This window comes from Salinicoccus halodurans (genome assembly GCF_900114445.1).
In the GTDB taxonomy this organism is placed as follows: Bacteria; Bacillota; Bacilli; order Staphylococcales; family Salinicoccaceae; genus Salinicoccus; species Salinicoccus halodurans.
The window spans coordinates 1-15,305 of sequence record NZ_FOTB01000003.1 but is presented as its reverse complement, the minus strand read 5'-3'; the positions used below and the strand labels follow the sequence as shown (position 1 = coordinate 15,305).

15 protein-coding genes, 1 other RNA gene and 1 riboswitch are annotated in these 15,305 nt (G+C 43.6%); of the genes, 12 read left to right on the top strand and 4 right to left on the bottom strand.

The features are described from left to right. Positions 1–73: 73 nt before the first annotated feature. The gene (locus tag BM271_RS06670; protein ID WP_046791357.1) at positions 74–1,708 is read left to right on the top strand and encodes a BCCT family transporter; all 1,635 of its coding nucleotides are present in this window, start codon (positions 74–76) and stop codon (positions 1,706–1,708) included. 92 nt (positions 1,709–1,800) lie between these two features. Here BM271_RS06670 and BM271_RS06665 read toward each other — a convergent pair whose 3' ends face one another. Continuing rightward, entirely contained in the window at positions 1,801–2,691 is an 891-nt protein-coding gene (locus BM271_RS06665; RefSeq protein WP_046791356.1) for an SAP domain-containing protein, read from the bottom strand. Between the two features lie 108 nt (positions 2,692–2,799). Here BM271_RS06665 and BM271_RS06660 point away from each other — a divergent pair, with 108 nt between their 5' ends. Further along, the gene (locus BM271_RS06660) at positions 2,800–3,192 is read left to right on the top strand and encodes a hypothetical protein (RefSeq protein WP_046791355.1); all 393 of its coding nucleotides are present in this window, start codon (positions 2,800–2,802) and stop codon (positions 3,190–3,192) included. Positions 3,193–3,206: 14 nt separating this feature from the next. Here the strand turns inward: BM271_RS06660 and BM271_RS14275 are convergent, their stop codons facing one another. Next, entirely contained in the window at positions 3,207–3,362 is a 156-nt protein-coding gene (locus BM271_RS14275; protein ID WP_158462242.1) for a hypothetical protein, read from the bottom strand. A gap of 74 nt (positions 3,363–3,436) precedes the next feature. Then, a riboswitch (PreQ1 riboswitch) is annotated at positions 3,437–3,481 on the top strand. A gap of 22 nt (positions 3,482–3,503) precedes the next feature. Here BM271_RS14275 and BM271_RS06655 point away from each other — a divergent pair. Beyond that, positions 3,504–3,944 carry a QueT transporter family protein gene (locus BM271_RS06655; protein ID WP_046791354.1) on the top strand — a complete coding sequence of 147 codons (441 nt, stop codon included), beginning with the start codon at positions 3,504–3,506 and terminating at the stop codon, positions 3,942–3,944. A gap of 103 nt (positions 3,945–4,047) precedes the next feature. Here BM271_RS06655 and BM271_RS06650 read toward each other — a convergent pair whose 3' ends face one another. Both BM271_RS06650 and paiA read right to left on the bottom strand, forming a co-directional pair. Next, positions 4,048–4,656, bottom strand: coding sequence for an FMN-binding negative transcriptional regulator (locus tag BM271_RS06650; protein ID WP_046791353.1), 609 nt, complete (start codon positions 4,654–4,656; stop codon positions 4,048–4,050). 17 nt (positions 4,657–4,673) lie between these two features. Further along, complete coding sequence (paiA, locus tag BM271_RS06645; protein WP_046791352.1) at positions 4,674–5,192, bottom strand: spermidine/spermine N(1)-acetyltransferase; 519 nt, start codon at positions 5,190–5,192, stop codon at positions 4,674–4,676. Between the two features lie 159 nt (positions 5,193–5,351). On the opposite strand from paiA, the gene BM271_RS06640 reads away from it, so the two are divergent. From BM271_RS06640 to recR, 9 genes are all read left to right on the top strand, one after another. Continuing rightward, complete coding sequence (locus BM271_RS06640) at positions 5,352–6,230, top strand: carboxypeptidase regulatory-like domain-containing protein (protein ID WP_052749922.1); 879 nt, start codon at positions 5,352–5,354, stop codon at positions 6,228–6,230. Between the two features lie 108 nt (positions 6,231–6,338). Continuing rightward, positions 6,339–7,559 (top strand): ammonium transporter, encoded by a 1,221-nt coding sequence (locus BM271_RS06635; RefSeq protein ID WP_046791351.1) that lies wholly within the window; start codon positions 6,339–6,341, stop codon positions 7,557–7,559. 174 nt (positions 7,560–7,733) lie between these two features. After that, positions 7,734–9,185, top strand: coding sequence for a PTS system trehalose-specific EIIBC component (gene treP / locus BM271_RS06630; RefSeq protein WP_046791350.1), 1,452 nt, complete (start codon positions 7,734–7,736; stop codon positions 9,183–9,185). Positions 9,186–9,210: 25 nt separating this feature from the next. Then, positions 9,211–10,854 (top strand): alpha,alpha-phosphotrehalase, encoded by a 1,644-nt coding sequence (treC, locus tag BM271_RS06625; protein WP_046791349.1) that lies wholly within the window; start codon positions 9,211–9,213, stop codon positions 10,852–10,854. An 11-nt stretch (positions 10,855–10,865) separates the two neighbouring features. Further along, positions 10,866–11,639 carry a trehalose operon repressor gene (gene treR, locus BM271_RS06620; RefSeq protein WP_338061312.1) on the top strand — a complete coding sequence of 258 codons (774 nt, stop codon included), beginning with the start codon at positions 10,866–10,868 and terminating at the stop codon, positions 11,637–11,639. A gap of 47 nt (positions 11,640–11,686) precedes the next feature. Then, an RNA gene (ffs, locus tag BM271_RS06615) (signal recognition particle sRNA large type) lies at positions 11,687–11,953 on the top strand. A gap of 125 nt (positions 11,954–12,078) precedes the next feature. Further along, positions 12,079–13,722 (top strand): DNA polymerase III subunit gamma/tau, encoded by a 1,644-nt coding sequence (dnaX, locus tag BM271_RS06610; protein WP_046791348.1) that lies wholly within the window; start codon positions 12,079–12,081, stop codon positions 13,720–13,722. 76 nt (positions 13,723–13,798) lie between these two features. Then, positions 13,799–14,110 (top strand): YbaB/EbfC family nucleoid-associated protein, encoded by a 312-nt coding sequence (locus BM271_RS06605; protein WP_046791347.1) that lies wholly within the window; start codon positions 13,799–13,801, stop codon positions 14,108–14,110. Between the two features lies 1 nt (position 14,111). Continuing rightward, positions 14,112–14,708, top strand: a complete 597-nt coding sequence (gene recR, locus BM271_RS06600) for a recombination mediator RecR (protein ID WP_046791346.1) — start codon at positions 14,112–14,114, stop codon at positions 14,706–14,708. Positions 14,709–15,305 lie beyond the last annotated feature (597 nt).

Below are 15,305 nucleotides of genomic sequence, written 5' to 3'. Positions count from 1 at the left end.
GGATGACCGCCCGGATTTATTTTAGTTCTATAAGAAAAGTAAACGATACAAATCTATTTAGGAGGATTTATCAATGATCAACAGATCAAAAGTCACACCGGTCTTTTATGTCTCCCTTTCCATAGCATTTGTATTTATTCTATGGGGAGCGATTTTCCCGGAAAATCTTGGGACGGTCCTAGGCTATATCAATGACTTCATATCAAACAAGTTCGGCTGGGTATACATGCTGGCAATGACCGGTTTTGTTATATTCGCGGCGTTCCTGGTTATCAGCCCATACGGTAAAATCAGGTTGGGCAAACAGAATGAAAAAGCCCAGTACAGCTATTTCACATGGTTCTCATTCCTGTTTACTGCGGGTATGGGTGTCGGACTCGTGTTCTACGGAGTTACAGAACCGCTTACTCACTACTATAATCCACCTGTACTGGGAGAAGGGGCAACGCCTGGTGCATCACAGGAAGCACTGCAGTATACGCTCTTCCACTGGGGATTCCATCCATGGGCAGTATATGCAGTTGTCGGTCTTGCGCTGGCATACTTTAATTTTAGACACAAATCACCACTATTAATGAGTTCGGCGCTTACACCGATACTTGGTAATAAAGCAAATGGCGGGCTTGGCACCAGCATTGATGTTCTTGCCGTATTCGGAACTATTTTTGGTATCGCAACGTCGCTAGGACTCGGTGCCACACAGATCACAGCTGGTTTGAGCTACAGTTTTGATGCAATAGATAATAATCTTGTGACGCAGACCATTATTATCCTGATTATTACGGTCGCCTTTATTGTTTCCGCATCGACTGGCGTAAATAAAGGAATCCGCTACCTGAGTATGGGTAACGTGATCATCGCAATTGCATTAATGGTCTTTGTCTTTATCTTCGGTTCATCTATCCAGATGGTTGAAGCATTTATGACAAACACAGGAAACTACCTTCAAAATCTGGTAGGTATGACATTCAATATGAATTCATTCGTCGGAGACAGAGGCTTCCTGAACGATTGGACTTTATTCTACTGGGCTTGGTGGATAGGTTGGGCTGCCTTCGTTGGTAGTTTCATCGCACGTGTATCACGCGGCAGGACAATCCGTGAATTCATTCTCGGTGTCACCGGTGTACCGGTCCTGTTCAGTGCAATCTGGTTCGCGATCTTCGGTGTTGCAGGTATTGAAGCAGACAACATCCTTGGTGGCGGTCTTTACAGCCTTATGGAGGCCCAGGGTAATGAAGTCGCATTGTTCGCATTCCTCGAGAACTATCCGGCTGCGGCATTAATCATGGGAATTGCAGTATTGCTTATTGCATCATTCTTCGTCACGTCTGCCGATAGTGGTACATTCGTACTCAGTATGCTTACAACAGGTGGTAGCTTGAACCCGCCACTCCAAATTAAGATGATCTGGGGTGTCATTCTTGCTGGAACAGCAATAGTGCTCCTCTGGTCAGGCGGTTTAGGGGCAGTGCAGATGGCTATGCTGATTGCGGCATTCCCATTCACATTTATAGTCATACTGTTAGCGATATCTCTGTTCAAAGCCCTGCGCAGTGAACACGATATTCTGGAGCTCGAAAGAAAACAGCTCGTTTATGAGCCGAGCTACAGAGAACAGACCCAAAAAGAACTGGAAGAGAAACGTGTCGCTTTCGAAGAAGCACTTCCGGATGAAACAGCGCCGGAGACAGAAGAAGAGAAATAGAAGTATAAGAGAATGTAAAAAAGCAGCGGTTGCCTGGAAAAAGGGCAAACGCTGCTTTTTTTAATCCTGTAACTTTTCAGGCTGATAGTAAATTATTCTTCATCATCCAGCAGGCTTCTTAATTTTATTTCAGCATCCTCGTCATCCATCACATGATCAATAATGAACCTTGCCGCCTTGTTCCGGATTTTATATGAATAGGGAAGGTTATCCGTGTCATCAACTAACGCATGATACAACGTATACGGTGTCATCAGGCCGGTATCGAGGATTGTTCTGTATTTGTCAGCAGTGAAGTTATCAATATTGAAATGACTGCCTGACTGGAGAGTCTTATATGATGGATAACTCAAAATGGATTGAAGAATGATGAGCATAGTGAAATTATTGAGATAGTGTATGGAAGATTCCGGATCGTTCATTTCTTCCTGATAAAAATGAGAGAGCAGCTGGAATGACTTGATTGCATTATATTTATTAGGAGTGTTGATGCTGTTTTCAATATTTTCCTGCAGCAGTCCTGTAATAATCTCTTCTGATGACTTATCAGGGTGGACCAGGTAGTAGGCATAAGCTTCATACACGCTGATATGGCCGTTAAAGTGAAAGTAGTTTATGAAATCCGTTTTCTCAAAGAAAGGCTTATAGACATCTTTTACGGTATAGACACTTTTAAGGTTCTCATTTTTTAAGTCAATGAAACGACGGTTGTCTATTATCCTTTCGATCAATGCATTTTTGTTGCCTGAGATTTTGATGCCGCTGTGTCTTAACAAGTGCTTCAGTTCTGGGACTTTCAGCTTTTTCAAAGTCACTGAAAGATCATCGTTCCTATAAATTACTTCTTTCTCCAGCAGCGATTCTATTAGATCTTCCGCCTTCGATGAATATTGAGTAATCCAGAAGTCATACATCACCGCTTCATAATGGGTTCTCCCATTGACAAAGTGCAGGTATAGTACTTCTATTGCGTTCAAATTCATTACTCTCACATCCTTTATGTACAGTTTACATATTAGAGGAAGAAAAGTAATGTATGATGGATTTAAGATTTAAGTTTTGTGAGTACTATAAAAGAGGGGTGGATATCCATGGGACTGTTTGATTTTTTCAAGAAGAATGATAAGCAGGGTGAAACGGCACCTGCAGAAAAATATTGGCTGCTGGCCGACGGTGATGGAAAGGTTATGGAACCTGATTGGGCGCAGATTGAAAAAGCGGTGAAGACTGCTGTATCGGGTCCCGCCGGGGAATTCATACATCTGGGTTATATGAATTCGGGTCTGGAAATCGAAAGTCTCCAGGCTGTGGGCGAAGACGGCGTCTACCGGGTGGAAGCTTTACCATCTAAAGGTTCTTATGATTATGGAAGAATTTACATCAATGACGGCGTCAGATATGAGGACACGCTCGCATTGTTCAAGGAATTTCATGAACATCAGAGAGTCGTTGGCTTTAGAAGCTGGGATATGAGAAAGTTGTGATGCACGAAGGGCGATTAAAAATCTCCTTCCATTTCTTGTGCTTTTACAAAAAGTTTTTCCATTGTATTCTGATTGCGGCTTGTAAGTGACAGTTTCGATTTTCCCTCAAGACGGTTATTGTTGATCTTTGCCCCGTAGGCTCCACCGCGTAGCAATACGATATACTTCATGATATTTCCCCATTTCATATTGTAAAATGATCATGCATGGTGTAAAATTTATAAGGTTAAATTTGAAAGTGTTTTTATCACAGGTTCGAGATCCTCCCTGTATAAAAAACTAAGGAGATTGATATTATCAAAAACAGGACATTGATTTATAATGCATTGCTCGCTGCTCTATACGTTGCAACGACGGTGATCAATCCCATCGGGACGATGGCGATCCAGATCCGTGTCAGCGAGATGCTCGCCGTTATTCCGTTTTTCAACCGCCAGTACATCCCGGGAATCATTTTAGGTGTCGGCATTGCCAATCTGTTTTCAGGTCTCGGTTTCATGGATGTTTTAACGGGTGTCGGCATCGCCGTCATTTCCTATACGATCAGCTATTTCATTAAAAACATCTGGGTCAACGTCGGACAGTACAGCATACTCTGCGGTATTTTCGTGGGTTTGATGCTATGGATGGTGCTTGGCATACCGTTTTGGTTCAGCTTTATCACCATTACGATCTCGACATTGATTACGACTTCAATCGGAGCGTTTTTATTCTCGAAAATTGGTGACAGGATCCTGCCGACAATAAAATAGAAGTATTTTTTATCAGGTCCCGTGCTGCAGATGACATAAATATCTGCAGCATGGGATTTTTATTATGAAGATTCGTTTTGCTGTATTTCCCGGGCAATAACCCTTATCTCAGTTTCTTCATCGCATCAGCGACTTTATGTGCATTCGGATCTTTCTCTTCATATAACTTGTCTATGACATTTTTATAGTCTTTCTCATTTCTGTTCTGGCTCAGCTTGTATGCGGCCTGGACTTCTTCCACTTTGATTTTGAATCCGACGATGCCGTTGATCTGCTTTTTCGTGTCAGCGGATGTATTTTCCCATACTGCACCGTTCTCCTTGTGGCCTTCGTATTTATGCATCAGGCGTTTGAGATCTTCCTTTAATGCGTCTTCATCCAGTATTGACGGTGTGCCGTATACGTGGACGGATTGGTAATTCCATGTCGATACATTCTCATCTTCATACCATGTGGATGATATATAGGCATGAGGTCCCTGGTATATGATCAGGACTTCCTTTTGTTCTTCAAGTGTCTTCCATTGCGGATTTGCTTTTGCGAAGTGGCCGGTGATGTAGTACTCCCCCTCGATTTCATTCAATTCCAACGGCAGATGTGTTGCTGTGGGCCTGCCCTGATCGGTGGTTATAATGGTCCCAAATGAATTGCTGCGGATAAAATCCCTGACTTCATTCATGTCTGTGACTTCGAAATGCTTTGGAATAAACATAAATAGCCTCCCTGGTATCAGTTTAACGTCTTTTCCATGATCAGATCTGTCTGTTCTTCGTCCCCCATATAGAAAGAGTGGGCGCCGGTCTGTATAAATCCTTTTCTTCTATAGAAGTCGAGTGCATTTTCATTCTTTTCCCAAACTCCGAGCCAAATCTTTTCTTTGCCCGATGAGCGGGCGATTTCAAATGTTTTGTCGAGCAGCTGCTTCCCTAGACCGAGCTTTTGGAAGTTCCGGCTGATATAGATTCTTTCCAGTTCGAGCGCCTCTTTTCCCATTTCTTCAGTTTGTGCATCTCCGGTATTCACTTTCAGGTAACCGGCAACTGCATCATTATGATAGACGAAAAAGAATTGGGAGGATGGGTTTCTGAGTTCTGCAGTCAGTTTTTCTTCGGTAAAGGCATTATTCAAATATGTTCTCATATTTTCCTCTGTATTCTGGTCTCTGAAAGTCTCATCGAATGTATCATAGCTGATTTTCTGGAGTGTTTTTAAATCTTCGAAGGTGCATTTTTCTATTTTGGATGACATCATATCCCCCCTAATGTGTTCATTATCTATTAATATATATATTAATAGTGTCTGTGTAAAAGAATGCGGTTGAATACGCTTGGGAAATGTAAGTAAGTATAGGTTAAATTTCAAAAATCTGGTATATTATAGGGTATTAGATTGATTTAGGAGGCTGTCATGAGAAATACCATTAAACGGTCAGCAGTCATTGCACTGCTTTTAATATTGCTTCCGGTTCCGGGTGTTGCGGCAAACACAGCAGAAGAAACTTCTATTGAAGAATCGGCGGAACAACAGACGACTGAAGAATCGACGGAGCAGCAGATATCTGAAGAAACGACAGAAGAAGCGACAGAGGAGTCGGTTGAAGAGAATTACAACAAGACTGAAGAACCTGCAGATGAATATGTGCCCCCGCAGAATGAGCAGCCCCAATATGAGCAGACGACTGAAGAACCTTATCAAAGTTATGAGGAATCCACAGAAGAATTCTATTATGAGGAAGAGACTGCTGAGCAAAAGGTGGAGGAATGGACGGAAGAGGTCACCGAGGAAGTGACTGAAGAGATAACAGAAGAACCGACGGAGGAAAGCTATGTCGAACCTGAAACCGTGGAGGAAACGACAGAAGTGACGATTAATAAAGCGGAAGTGGATGAGTTTTCCATTGCAGGAAAGGTCCTTTCTGATGATGCCGGTCTTGAGGCTGTCACTGTCACTTTGACAGGGGACAAAAAAGATGAAGTGACAACCGATGAAAATGGAAATTTCTCTTTTACAGAAGTGCCGTCCGGCGAATATGAACTTCAGGTGGAAACCCCTGAAGGGTACACTGCTGAAAAGGAAATGCTCAGCCTGAGCGTTGAAGACCGTGGTAAACGCGGTATTACTTTCGTGTTGGAAGAAACACCTGCCGAAGAGAGTATTGAGACGGATGATCAGGTGATGGCTGATCAGGATGGGGGATCTTCAAATAACCTTACTGTGATTCTTGTCGGTGTCATACTCCTGGCTCTTGTTGCAATTCTATTCATAGTAAGAGCTTTAAGGAGATAAAATACTGTAACATGTCAGAAAGTCTAACATATAATGTTAGGCTTTTTAACATGGATTTTGAATATTCGGAAAACAGTTATATAATGTTCCCATACTTTTAAGGAGTGGTTGAACATGGATACACTTTTATTATTTCTCTGTACTTTGCTCGTTTGGTTAATGACGCCTGGTCTCGCTTTATTCTACGGTGGTCTTGTACAATCTAAAAATGTGCTGAACACATCAATGCACAGTATTGCAGCAATTGTTGTCGTAACGTTCACGTGGGTGATACTTGGTTTTTCTTTAAGTTTTGGCGGGAGCAATCTCTGGATTGGTGATTTCTCGTTTATCGGCTTATCCAATGTAGGATTCGAACCAAACCCGGCATTTTCTGAAACTGTTCCATTTGCTTTATATATGGTTTTTCAATTAACGTTTTGTACGATTTCGGTATCGATACTTACAGGTTCTGTCGCTGAACGTATGAAATTCGGACCATTCATTGTGTTTATGGCATTATGGGTCCTATTGGTATACAGTCCGGTTGCCCACTGGGTCTGGGGCGGCGGATGGATTCATTCTATCGGCGCAATAGACTTTGCCGGAGGGACGGTTGTTCATATATCTTCAGGTGTGTCAGGGCTTGTGCTCGCATTATTACTTGGATCAAGAAAACCTGATAATAAAAAACCGCCGCATAATTTAGTCATTACAATGATCGGTGCCATTCTCGTGTGGTTTGGCTGGTTTGGGTTCAACACAGGCAGTGCACTGACATTTGACTCAATCGCAATGTTCGCATTTGTTAACACAGTACTTGCGTCCACAGCTGGAATCGCCGGCTGGAATTTTGTGGAATGGATAATGAAGGGGAAAATATCATTGGTCGGTACATTATCCGGTATGCTTGCAGGACTGGTGGTCATTACGCCGGCAGCTGGTTTTGTTACTTACTTCGGAGCACTGGCTTTGGGACTGATTGGAGGCGCAATATGCTTCTTTGCAATCACGAAAATTAAAGTATTGCTTAACTATGACGATGCACTGGATGCATTTGGATTACACGGTATCGGCGGTATTGTTGGTGCGATCGGTACAGGTGTATTTCAAACGAACGCCGTGAACCCTGATATCGCAAATGGTTTATTGGCCGGCGGTGGGTTCATACCGTTGCTGGTACAGATTATAGCAGTGACAGCAACAATACTTTTCAGTGCAGTCATGACATTCTGCATCGCCAGGACAATAAGCATATTCACTACATTGCGAACAGATGATAAAGAGGAATTAGAAGGTTTGGATAATGTGTTCCACGGCGAAGCAGCATATGAGCAGTCTAAACCATGAAGAGAAAATAAAAACCGCTCGACAGAGCGGTTTTTATTATTTTCCCGTTAAAATTTTTAACTCAAGTTGATTGAATGCATGTTACTTTTCACAACATTTGAAAGCCTTTACACAACTGTATAGACATGTTATAGTTGAGGCGATATAATCCAAAATAAAAGGAGTGTGGGAAGAATGGCGGTAAACCGCGACGAGGTCAGACAGATAATCGATGCAATTGGGGGTCAGGAGAACGTCAATGCAGCAACACACTGTGTCACGCGACTGCGTCTTGCACTGGATGATGAATCCAAAGTGGATAAAGAGAAGCTGGATTCCATTGATCTGGTTAAAGGCTCGTTCGCAGCGAACAACCAGTTTCAGATTGTAATCGGTCAAGGGACGGTAGACGAAGCATTTAAGATTTTCGAGGAGGAGACAGGTAAAGGGGGCGGCTCGAAAGATGAAGTTAAAGCAGCTGCGGCCAAGAAGATGAATCCGCTTCAAAAGTTCATCAAAATGCTGGGGGATATCTTTATTCCGATCCTGCCGGCAATCGTTACAGCAGGTCTGCTGCTCGGCTTGAATAACCTGCTTACTCTGCAGGGACTGTTCTGGGAAAATGATTCCATAATTACCCGATTCCCGGGTATTGAAGGTATTGCGAGTATGATCAACTTCATTGCTGTGGCGCCATTCATCTTCCTGCCGGTGCTCATCGGCTGGAGCGCGATGAAAGTGTTCGGCGGAAATCCGCTGCTTGGTATAGCACTCGGTGTTGCATTATGCCACCCGGATCTTGCGAGTCAGTACGGGCTCTTCGACAGTGAATCCGGCGAACTTGCAGAGATTCCTACATGGAACGTATTCGGACTGGAAATCCAGCAGCTGAACTATCAGGGGCAGGTGCTGCCGGTGCTTGTGGCGACATGGGTGCTTGCGAAAGTGGAATTGTTCCTGAACAAGCGGGTACATGACATGTTCAAACTGCTTGTTGTTGCACCTGTCGCACTCGTTGTTGTCGGTATTCTTACTTATACAATCATCGGTCCGATCACACTGTGGGGCAGTACGCTCATTACAGATGCAATCATCTGGCTGTTTGAAACTGCCGGTATTCTGGGCGGAGCGGTATATGGTCTGTTCTATGCACCGCTTGTAATTACCGGAATGCACCATATGTTCCTGGCAGTGGATCTGCAGCTGATCGGTACAACAGGCTCGACATTCCTGTGGCCGATTCTGGCGATTTCAAACATCGCGCAGGGTTCTGCGGCATTCGGAGCATGGATGATCTACCGCAGCCAGAAAAAGAAAAAGGAAGAAGGTCTGGCGATGACTTCCGGTATTTCGGGCTGGCTGGGTGTTACTGAACCGGCGATGTTCGGGGTGAACCTGCCATTGAAATATCCATTCCTTGCTGCGATATTGACAACAGCCGTAGTCGGCGGTATTTTCGGGGCTAATATGCTGACAGCCTACAGTGTCGGTGTCGGGGGTGTGCCTGGTGTCATCTCGATTACAGACGGTTTTTGGCTGCTGTTCTCAATCGGTATGCTGATTGCCATCGTAGTACCGTTCCTGCTGACACTGCTATTCTCCAGATTTGTCAAAGAGAAGACGAAAGATATGGTGGACGTAGACTAATTAATTATATGAAGGAGTTTTTACATTGGCATCCAATGACTGGAGAAAATCAGTTGTATATCAAATTTATCCGAAATCTTTCAATGATACGACAGGAAGCGGAGAAGGGGATATTCCGGGCATCATAGAAAAACTGGATTATGTCAAGATGCTGGGTGTCGATTATGTATGGCTGACACCCGTCTACCGATCTCCGATGAACGACAATGGGTATGATATCAGCGACTATTACGAGGTGAACCCGCAGTTCGGGACGAAGGAAGATCTGGAAAAACTGCTGGAGGCGGCTCACGGGCGCGGCCTTAAAGTCATGATGGATATCGTCATCAACCATACGTCGACCTCCCATAACTGGTTCGTTGAATCCAGAAAATCCAAAGATAACAAGTACCGCGATTATTATATTTGGAAGGACGGCACGGAAGCGGGACCGCCTACGAATTGGGAATCCAAATTTGGCGGTAATGCATGGACATATGATGATAAAACCAACCAGTATTACCTACGGTTATTTGACGTGTCTCAGGCGGATCTTAACTGGGAGAACGAGAGCTTGCGTAAAGAAATATATGAAATGATCAACTATTGGATCGATTTCGGAGTGGATGGTTTCCGCTTCGACGTCGTCAACCTCATTTCGAAAGGCGAATTTAAAAACTCGGACGGTCCCGGCAAGGAGTTCTATACGGATGGTCCGAAAGTGCATGATTACATCAATGAACTCAACCGCAATACTTTCGGTGATAAAGAGGTCATGACGGTGGGTGAAATGTCATCCACTACAATTGATCACTGCCTGAAGTATACAGACCCGAAACGCAATGAGCTGAACTCTGTATTTAACTTCCATCATCTGAAGGTCGATTACCCCGGTGGAGAAAAATGGACACTGGCAAATTATGATTTCATCGAGTTGAAGCGCATCCTTATGGATTGGCAGGTGGCAATGGATGAAGGCGGCGGGTGGAATGCAATCTTCTGGTGCAATCATGACCAGCCGCGCATCATTTCAAGATTTGGGCAGGATGATACGGAGGAAAACCGCGTATTAAGCGGAAAAATGCTCGCCATCGCACTGCATGGACTTAAAGGGACACCTTATATTTACCAGGGCGAAGAAATCGGAATGACAAATCCTAAGTTCACACGGATTGATCAGTACCGTGATGTTGAAAGTCTGAATGCCTACAGTGCGATGAAGGAAAATGGAATGACCAACGCGCAGGTTCTGGATATCCTGGGTTCGAAATCGAGAGACAATGCCAGAACACCGATGCAGTGGAATAAAGACCGGCATGGCGGATTCACGACAGGGGAACCGTGGATTGAACTCGCAGAAAATTATCAGGAAATCAATGTCGAAACAGCACTCGAAGATGAAAACTCCATATTCTACACTTATCAGAAGCTGATATCGCTCCGTCATGAAATGGATCACTTCACCTATGGCAGTGTCATCCCGCACCTCATGAAAGACCGCGCGGTTTTTGCATACGAGCGGACATATAATGAAGAAACGATTACGGTGATTGCGAACTTCAGAAATAAATCAATTCCGTTCCCGGAGAATCTTGATACAAGAGGTGAAATCCTCATCTCAAATTACGAAGATAAAAGTACAGAGCTCAGGCCTTTTGAAGCATTGATGTTATATAGACAAACGCCGTAAAGAATTATATCATGGATGTAATTGCAATAATGCCGGAAAGTGACAGGGTGAGTGAGATGAATTTGAACAAATACAACCAGATCTATCAGGAAATATCCAGCGACATATCCGGAGGCAAATACAAAAAAGATGATGTACTACCTTCTGAACATCGTTTGGTTGAAACGTTTGATGTCTCCAGGGAAACAGTGAGGAAAGCGTTGAATCTTCTTCAGGAGAATGGCTTTATCCAGAAGATGAAGGGTAAGGGATCCGTTGTCATTTATAATCCTTCAATGGATTTCACAGTTTCCCACCTTACCAGCTTTAAAGAGATTCAGCAGTTGAAAACCAAACAATACTCGACTGCAGTAGTCGAGCTGAAGCGATATCCGGCGGAACAATTTCCGAAAGTGATGGTTGCTTTGGATCTCGCACCGGAAGATAAAGTCTGGCAGCTGATAAGGCAGCGGAAATATGAGGGGAAGACCCATATTGTCGATATGGACTATTTTACCGTGGATATGATGCCCGGGCTCAGTATCCAGGTGGCAGAAGACTCGATTTATGAGTATATTGAGAAGAAACTGGGGCTGACGATTGCGTATTCCCACAAAGAAATCACATTTGATGCGATGACGGAGCATGAAATTGAACTCTTTGATCATAATGATCTGTCTTATGTGGCAACAGTCCGTTCTGTTGTCCATCTGAATGATGCAAGACCGTTCCAATATAATATTTCGAAACATCTTGCAAGTGAATTTAAATTCGTTGATTTCTCCAGACGTTTCCATGGGGATTAATATATTTATCTTGCATTGAAGTTTTGATTTTGTTATGATTTAGTGTGCCGTGCTAAGTGGGGAGGTAGCGGTGCCCTGTACCTGCAATCCGCTCTAGCAGGACTGAATTCCGTTTCCGAGGACACTCGGTGTGAGGACTGCCTCAATCTCACTGGTGTTGAGATTTCGGTCCTATGCAATAGAACGTCACGAACCATGTCAGGTCCGGAAGGAAGCAGCATTAAGTGGCCCATTCTATGTGCCGTAGGACAGCCGAAGTTGAGCTGGTGATTTGAGTAACGCTTGTGCCGGGTGTTCAAAGAAACGGTGCACGGTTTACATATCGAATGACTGTATCTGATGATGCAGTCATTTTTTATTTGCTTTAAGTTATTAGGGGCGAAGTGTGACATATGATATAATAAAGGACATGGAATATTAATTACGGAGGTGCTGTTGAATGGAATATCAGGCTTTGTACCGGGCTTTCAGACCCCAGACATTCCAGGATGTTGTCGGACAGAAGCACGTAACCAAAACATTGCGCAACGCAATCATCAGGGATAAGGAATCACACGCCTATCTGTTCAACGGTCCCCGGGGAACCGGTAAGACGAGTATTGCGAAAATATTCGCCAAGGCGCTCAATTGCCGCTTTGGTTCCGAAGGCGAGCCCTGCAACGAATGTGACATCTGCATGAGCATTACAGACGGTTCTGCAAACGATGTGATAGAGATTGATGCTGCGAGTAACAACGGTGTCGATGAAATCAGAAATATACGGGAAAAAGTCAAATATGCACCTTCTGAAGCAAGATATAAAGTGTACATCATTGATGAGGTGCATATGCTCACTACCGGTGCATTCAACGCACTGCTGAAAACACTGGAAGAGCCGCCGGGTCATGCGATTTTCATACTGGCGACGACAGAGCCCCATAAAATACCGGCGACAATCATTTCGAGGTGTCAGCGTTTCGATTTCAAAGCGATTGAGATCAACGAAATCATCGGCCGGCTCAAATATGTTGCAGATTCGGAATCCCTTGAATACGAAGATGATGCAATTGAGTATATCGCCCGCACATCTGAAGGCGGAATGCGGGATGCACTCAGCATCATGGATCAGGTCATTGCATACAGCAATGACTATATTACCGTGGATGATGCTGTAATGATTACAGGCGGAATAAAATCCGAAGAACTGAATGACTGGCTCAGACTGATAGAGCAGAAAGACTCGAGAGAGGCTTTTATTACCTATCACAGATTTATTGATGAAGGGAAAGATCCGACCCGTCTGATCCATGAGCTTGTCTACTATATAAGAGACATTATTTTGATGAAGCATTCCGGCGAGGCGGATGAAGATGTTGCGTTCTATCATACTGAGGACAAGGTACTCTACGAAATGATAGATGTGCTGAATGATGCGATGGTCATGATGAGATTTTCTGTAAATACAAGTGTGCATCTTGAAGTCGTGATCGTGAAACTGGTTCAGGTACTGAACAGGAATGACCAGGCGGCCGGAACACAAAACGTCGATCTTTCGCATATTGAACAAAAGTTGAAAGAACTTGAACGGCGCCTGGCGAACCAGCCACAGACTAATGCAGCTCCGGTACAGGAGAAGAAGCAGATGAGGAATGCACCTTCGAAAGGATTCTCCCTGCGGCAGATTGAAAAAGTGCTCGACCACGCCAACAAGGAAGATCTGGTGAAACTGAAGGACGACTGGCCGAAAGTGTATCAGCATGTCGAAGAGAAAGGGTACCATTCCCTCAGGTCCCTTATTAAAGATTCGGAGCCGGTAGCAGCAAGTGACACGCACGTGCTGCTTAAATTCCAGAACGATCTCCACAGTGATCTGATTAATAAGGACGAGAAGAAGCGGGAAGAATTGGAAACGCTCATTCCTTCTATTATAGAGAAGGAAGTCAAAGTGGTCGGTGTTCCGGATTCCAGCTGGCTGCAGGTCAGACATGACTACATCCAGGAAAAGAAAGCCAATAAGGAAAAGAAGGAGTCTTCTAATGAGAAGAAGCCGTCGGATGTCGCCAAAGAGATATTCGGTAATGATATAGTAGAAACACGGTCGTAATCAGTTTATAAAAACAATATTTTCATATATAATATATAGATGATCATTCTAAACACATTTGGAGGAGAATACCAGTATGAACAATATGCAGGGCATGATGAAACAGATGCAGAAAATGCAGAAGAAAATGCAGGAAGAGCAGGAAAAGCTGAAAGAGGAAAAAGTTGAAGGTACGGCCGGCGGCGGTATGGTCACAGTGACGGTATCCGGACATAAAGAAGTACTCGATGTAGAAATCTCCGAGGAAGTAGTGGATCCGGACGATATCGAAATGCTGCAGGATCTGATCATTGCTGCAACAAACGAAGCAATGACGAAAGCCGATGAACTTACAAGTGAGCGTCTCGGAAAGCACACCAAGGGTATGAATATCCCTGGTATGATGTAATATGCATTATCCAGAACCAATATCCAAGCTGATTGACAGCTTCATGAAACTGCCGGGTATCGGGCCGAAGACAGCCCAGCGCCTGGCATTTTATGTTCTTAATATGAAGGAAGACGATGTCGTCAATTTCTCCAGAAGTCTCATGGAAGTGAAAAGAGACCTTCAATTCTGTTCAATCTGCGGACACATTACAGATATAGATCCCTGTTATATATGCAGCGATAAGAACAGGGACCGGAGTATCATATGTGTAGTCCAGGATACGAAAGATGTTATCGCCATGGAAAAAATGCGTGAGTATAAAGGACTTTACCATGTACTCCATGGTGCAATCAGTCCCATGGATGGAATCGGACCGGAAGATATCAACGTTGCATCATTAATAGAGAGACTGAAGGATGATGAAGTGAAAGAGATCATCCTCGCTACGAACCCGAATATCGAAGGTGAATCGACAGCCATGTATATTTCAAGATTGGTGAAACCGATCGGGATTAAATCCACGCGGCTTGCCAGCGGGCTGCCCGTAGGCGGAGATCTGGAATATGCAGATGAAGTCACACTGTCCAAAGCGATAGAGCACAGGACGGAACTGTAAAGAATTATTTATGATCAGGAGATGGAACAGCTTTCTATAGAAGAAAGTTGGCCATCTCTTTTCTTTTTTTAATAAAATACCACGAAACATGTTATAAAAAATGCTGAAAGGGTATAAATACACCATCCTATTTCATCAATCCATACTTAAAACTAATTAACAGCTGCACTGAAAGATTGGCAGGGATATAAGAAAAGTAGCTCAAAAGGGCGGCATAGAGAGGTTCCAACAAAAGAGAATGAAATTAAATAGTAAAAATCAAAACTTTTTTAGAAAAAGGGTTGCGTAAATGAAACAAACCCTGTATAGTAATATCTTGTCGGACGAAATAAAGCACCGACACAACAAATGTTGCTAGAGGCATTAAGAAATGTAAAAAAGGTGTTGCATCTGATTTTCATTCATGCTATACTAGTTAAGCAGTCGAAAACGAGAACATTGAAAACTGAATGACAATATGTCAACGTTAATTCCGAGATAATGAGGTTCACATTAAGTTGAGCTTCCCACATTGAGGCGACCAATCAAAAACGCAAACAGATACTGTCAGCAGTATCACATGAGCTCGAGAGGAGCTTTCCAATTATGGAGAGTTTG

Coding starts and splice junctions, on each gene's coding strand:
- BM271_RS06670 (WP_046791357.1), top strand. CDS start 74: ATGATCAACAGATCAAAAGTCACACCGGTCTTTTATGTCTCCCTTTCC.
- BM271_RS06665 (WP_046791356.1), bottom strand. CDS start 2,691: ATGAATTTGAACGCAATAGAAGTACTATACCTGCACTTTGTCAATGGG.
- BM271_RS06660 (WP_046791355.1), top strand. CDS start 2,800: ATGGGACTGTTTGATTTTTTCAAGAAGAATGATAAGCAGGGTGAAACG.
- BM271_RS14275 (WP_158462242.1), bottom strand. CDS start 3,362: ATGAAGTATATCGTATTGCTACGCGGTGGAGCCTACGGGGCAAAGATC.
- BM271_RS06650 (WP_046791353.1), bottom strand. CDS start 4,656: ATGTTTATTCCAAAGCATTTCGAAGTCACAGACATGAATGAAGTCAGG.
- paiA (WP_046791352.1), bottom strand. CDS start 5,192: ATGTCATCCAAAATAGAAAAATGCACCTTCGAAGATTTAAAAACACTC.
- BM271_RS06640 (WP_052749922.1), top strand. CDS start 5,352: ATGAGAAATACCATTAAACGGTCAGCAGTCATTGCACTGCTTTTAATA.
- treP (WP_046791350.1), top strand. CDS start 7,734: ATGGCGGTAAACCGCGACGAGGTCAGACAGATAATCGATGCAATTGGG.
- treR (WP_338061312.1), top strand. CDS start 10,866: ATGGATGTAATTGCAATAATGCCGGAAAGTGACAGGGTGAGTGAGATG.
- dnaX (WP_046791348.1), top strand. CDS start 12,079: ATGGAATATCAGGCTTTGTACCGGGCTTTCAGACCCCAGACATTCCAG.
- BM271_RS06605 (WP_046791347.1), top strand. CDS start 13,799: ATGAACAATATGCAGGGCATGATGAAACAGATGCAGAAAATGCAGAAG.
- recR (WP_046791346.1), top strand. CDS start 14,112: ATGCATTATCCAGAACCAATATCCAAGCTGATTGACAGCTTCATGAAA.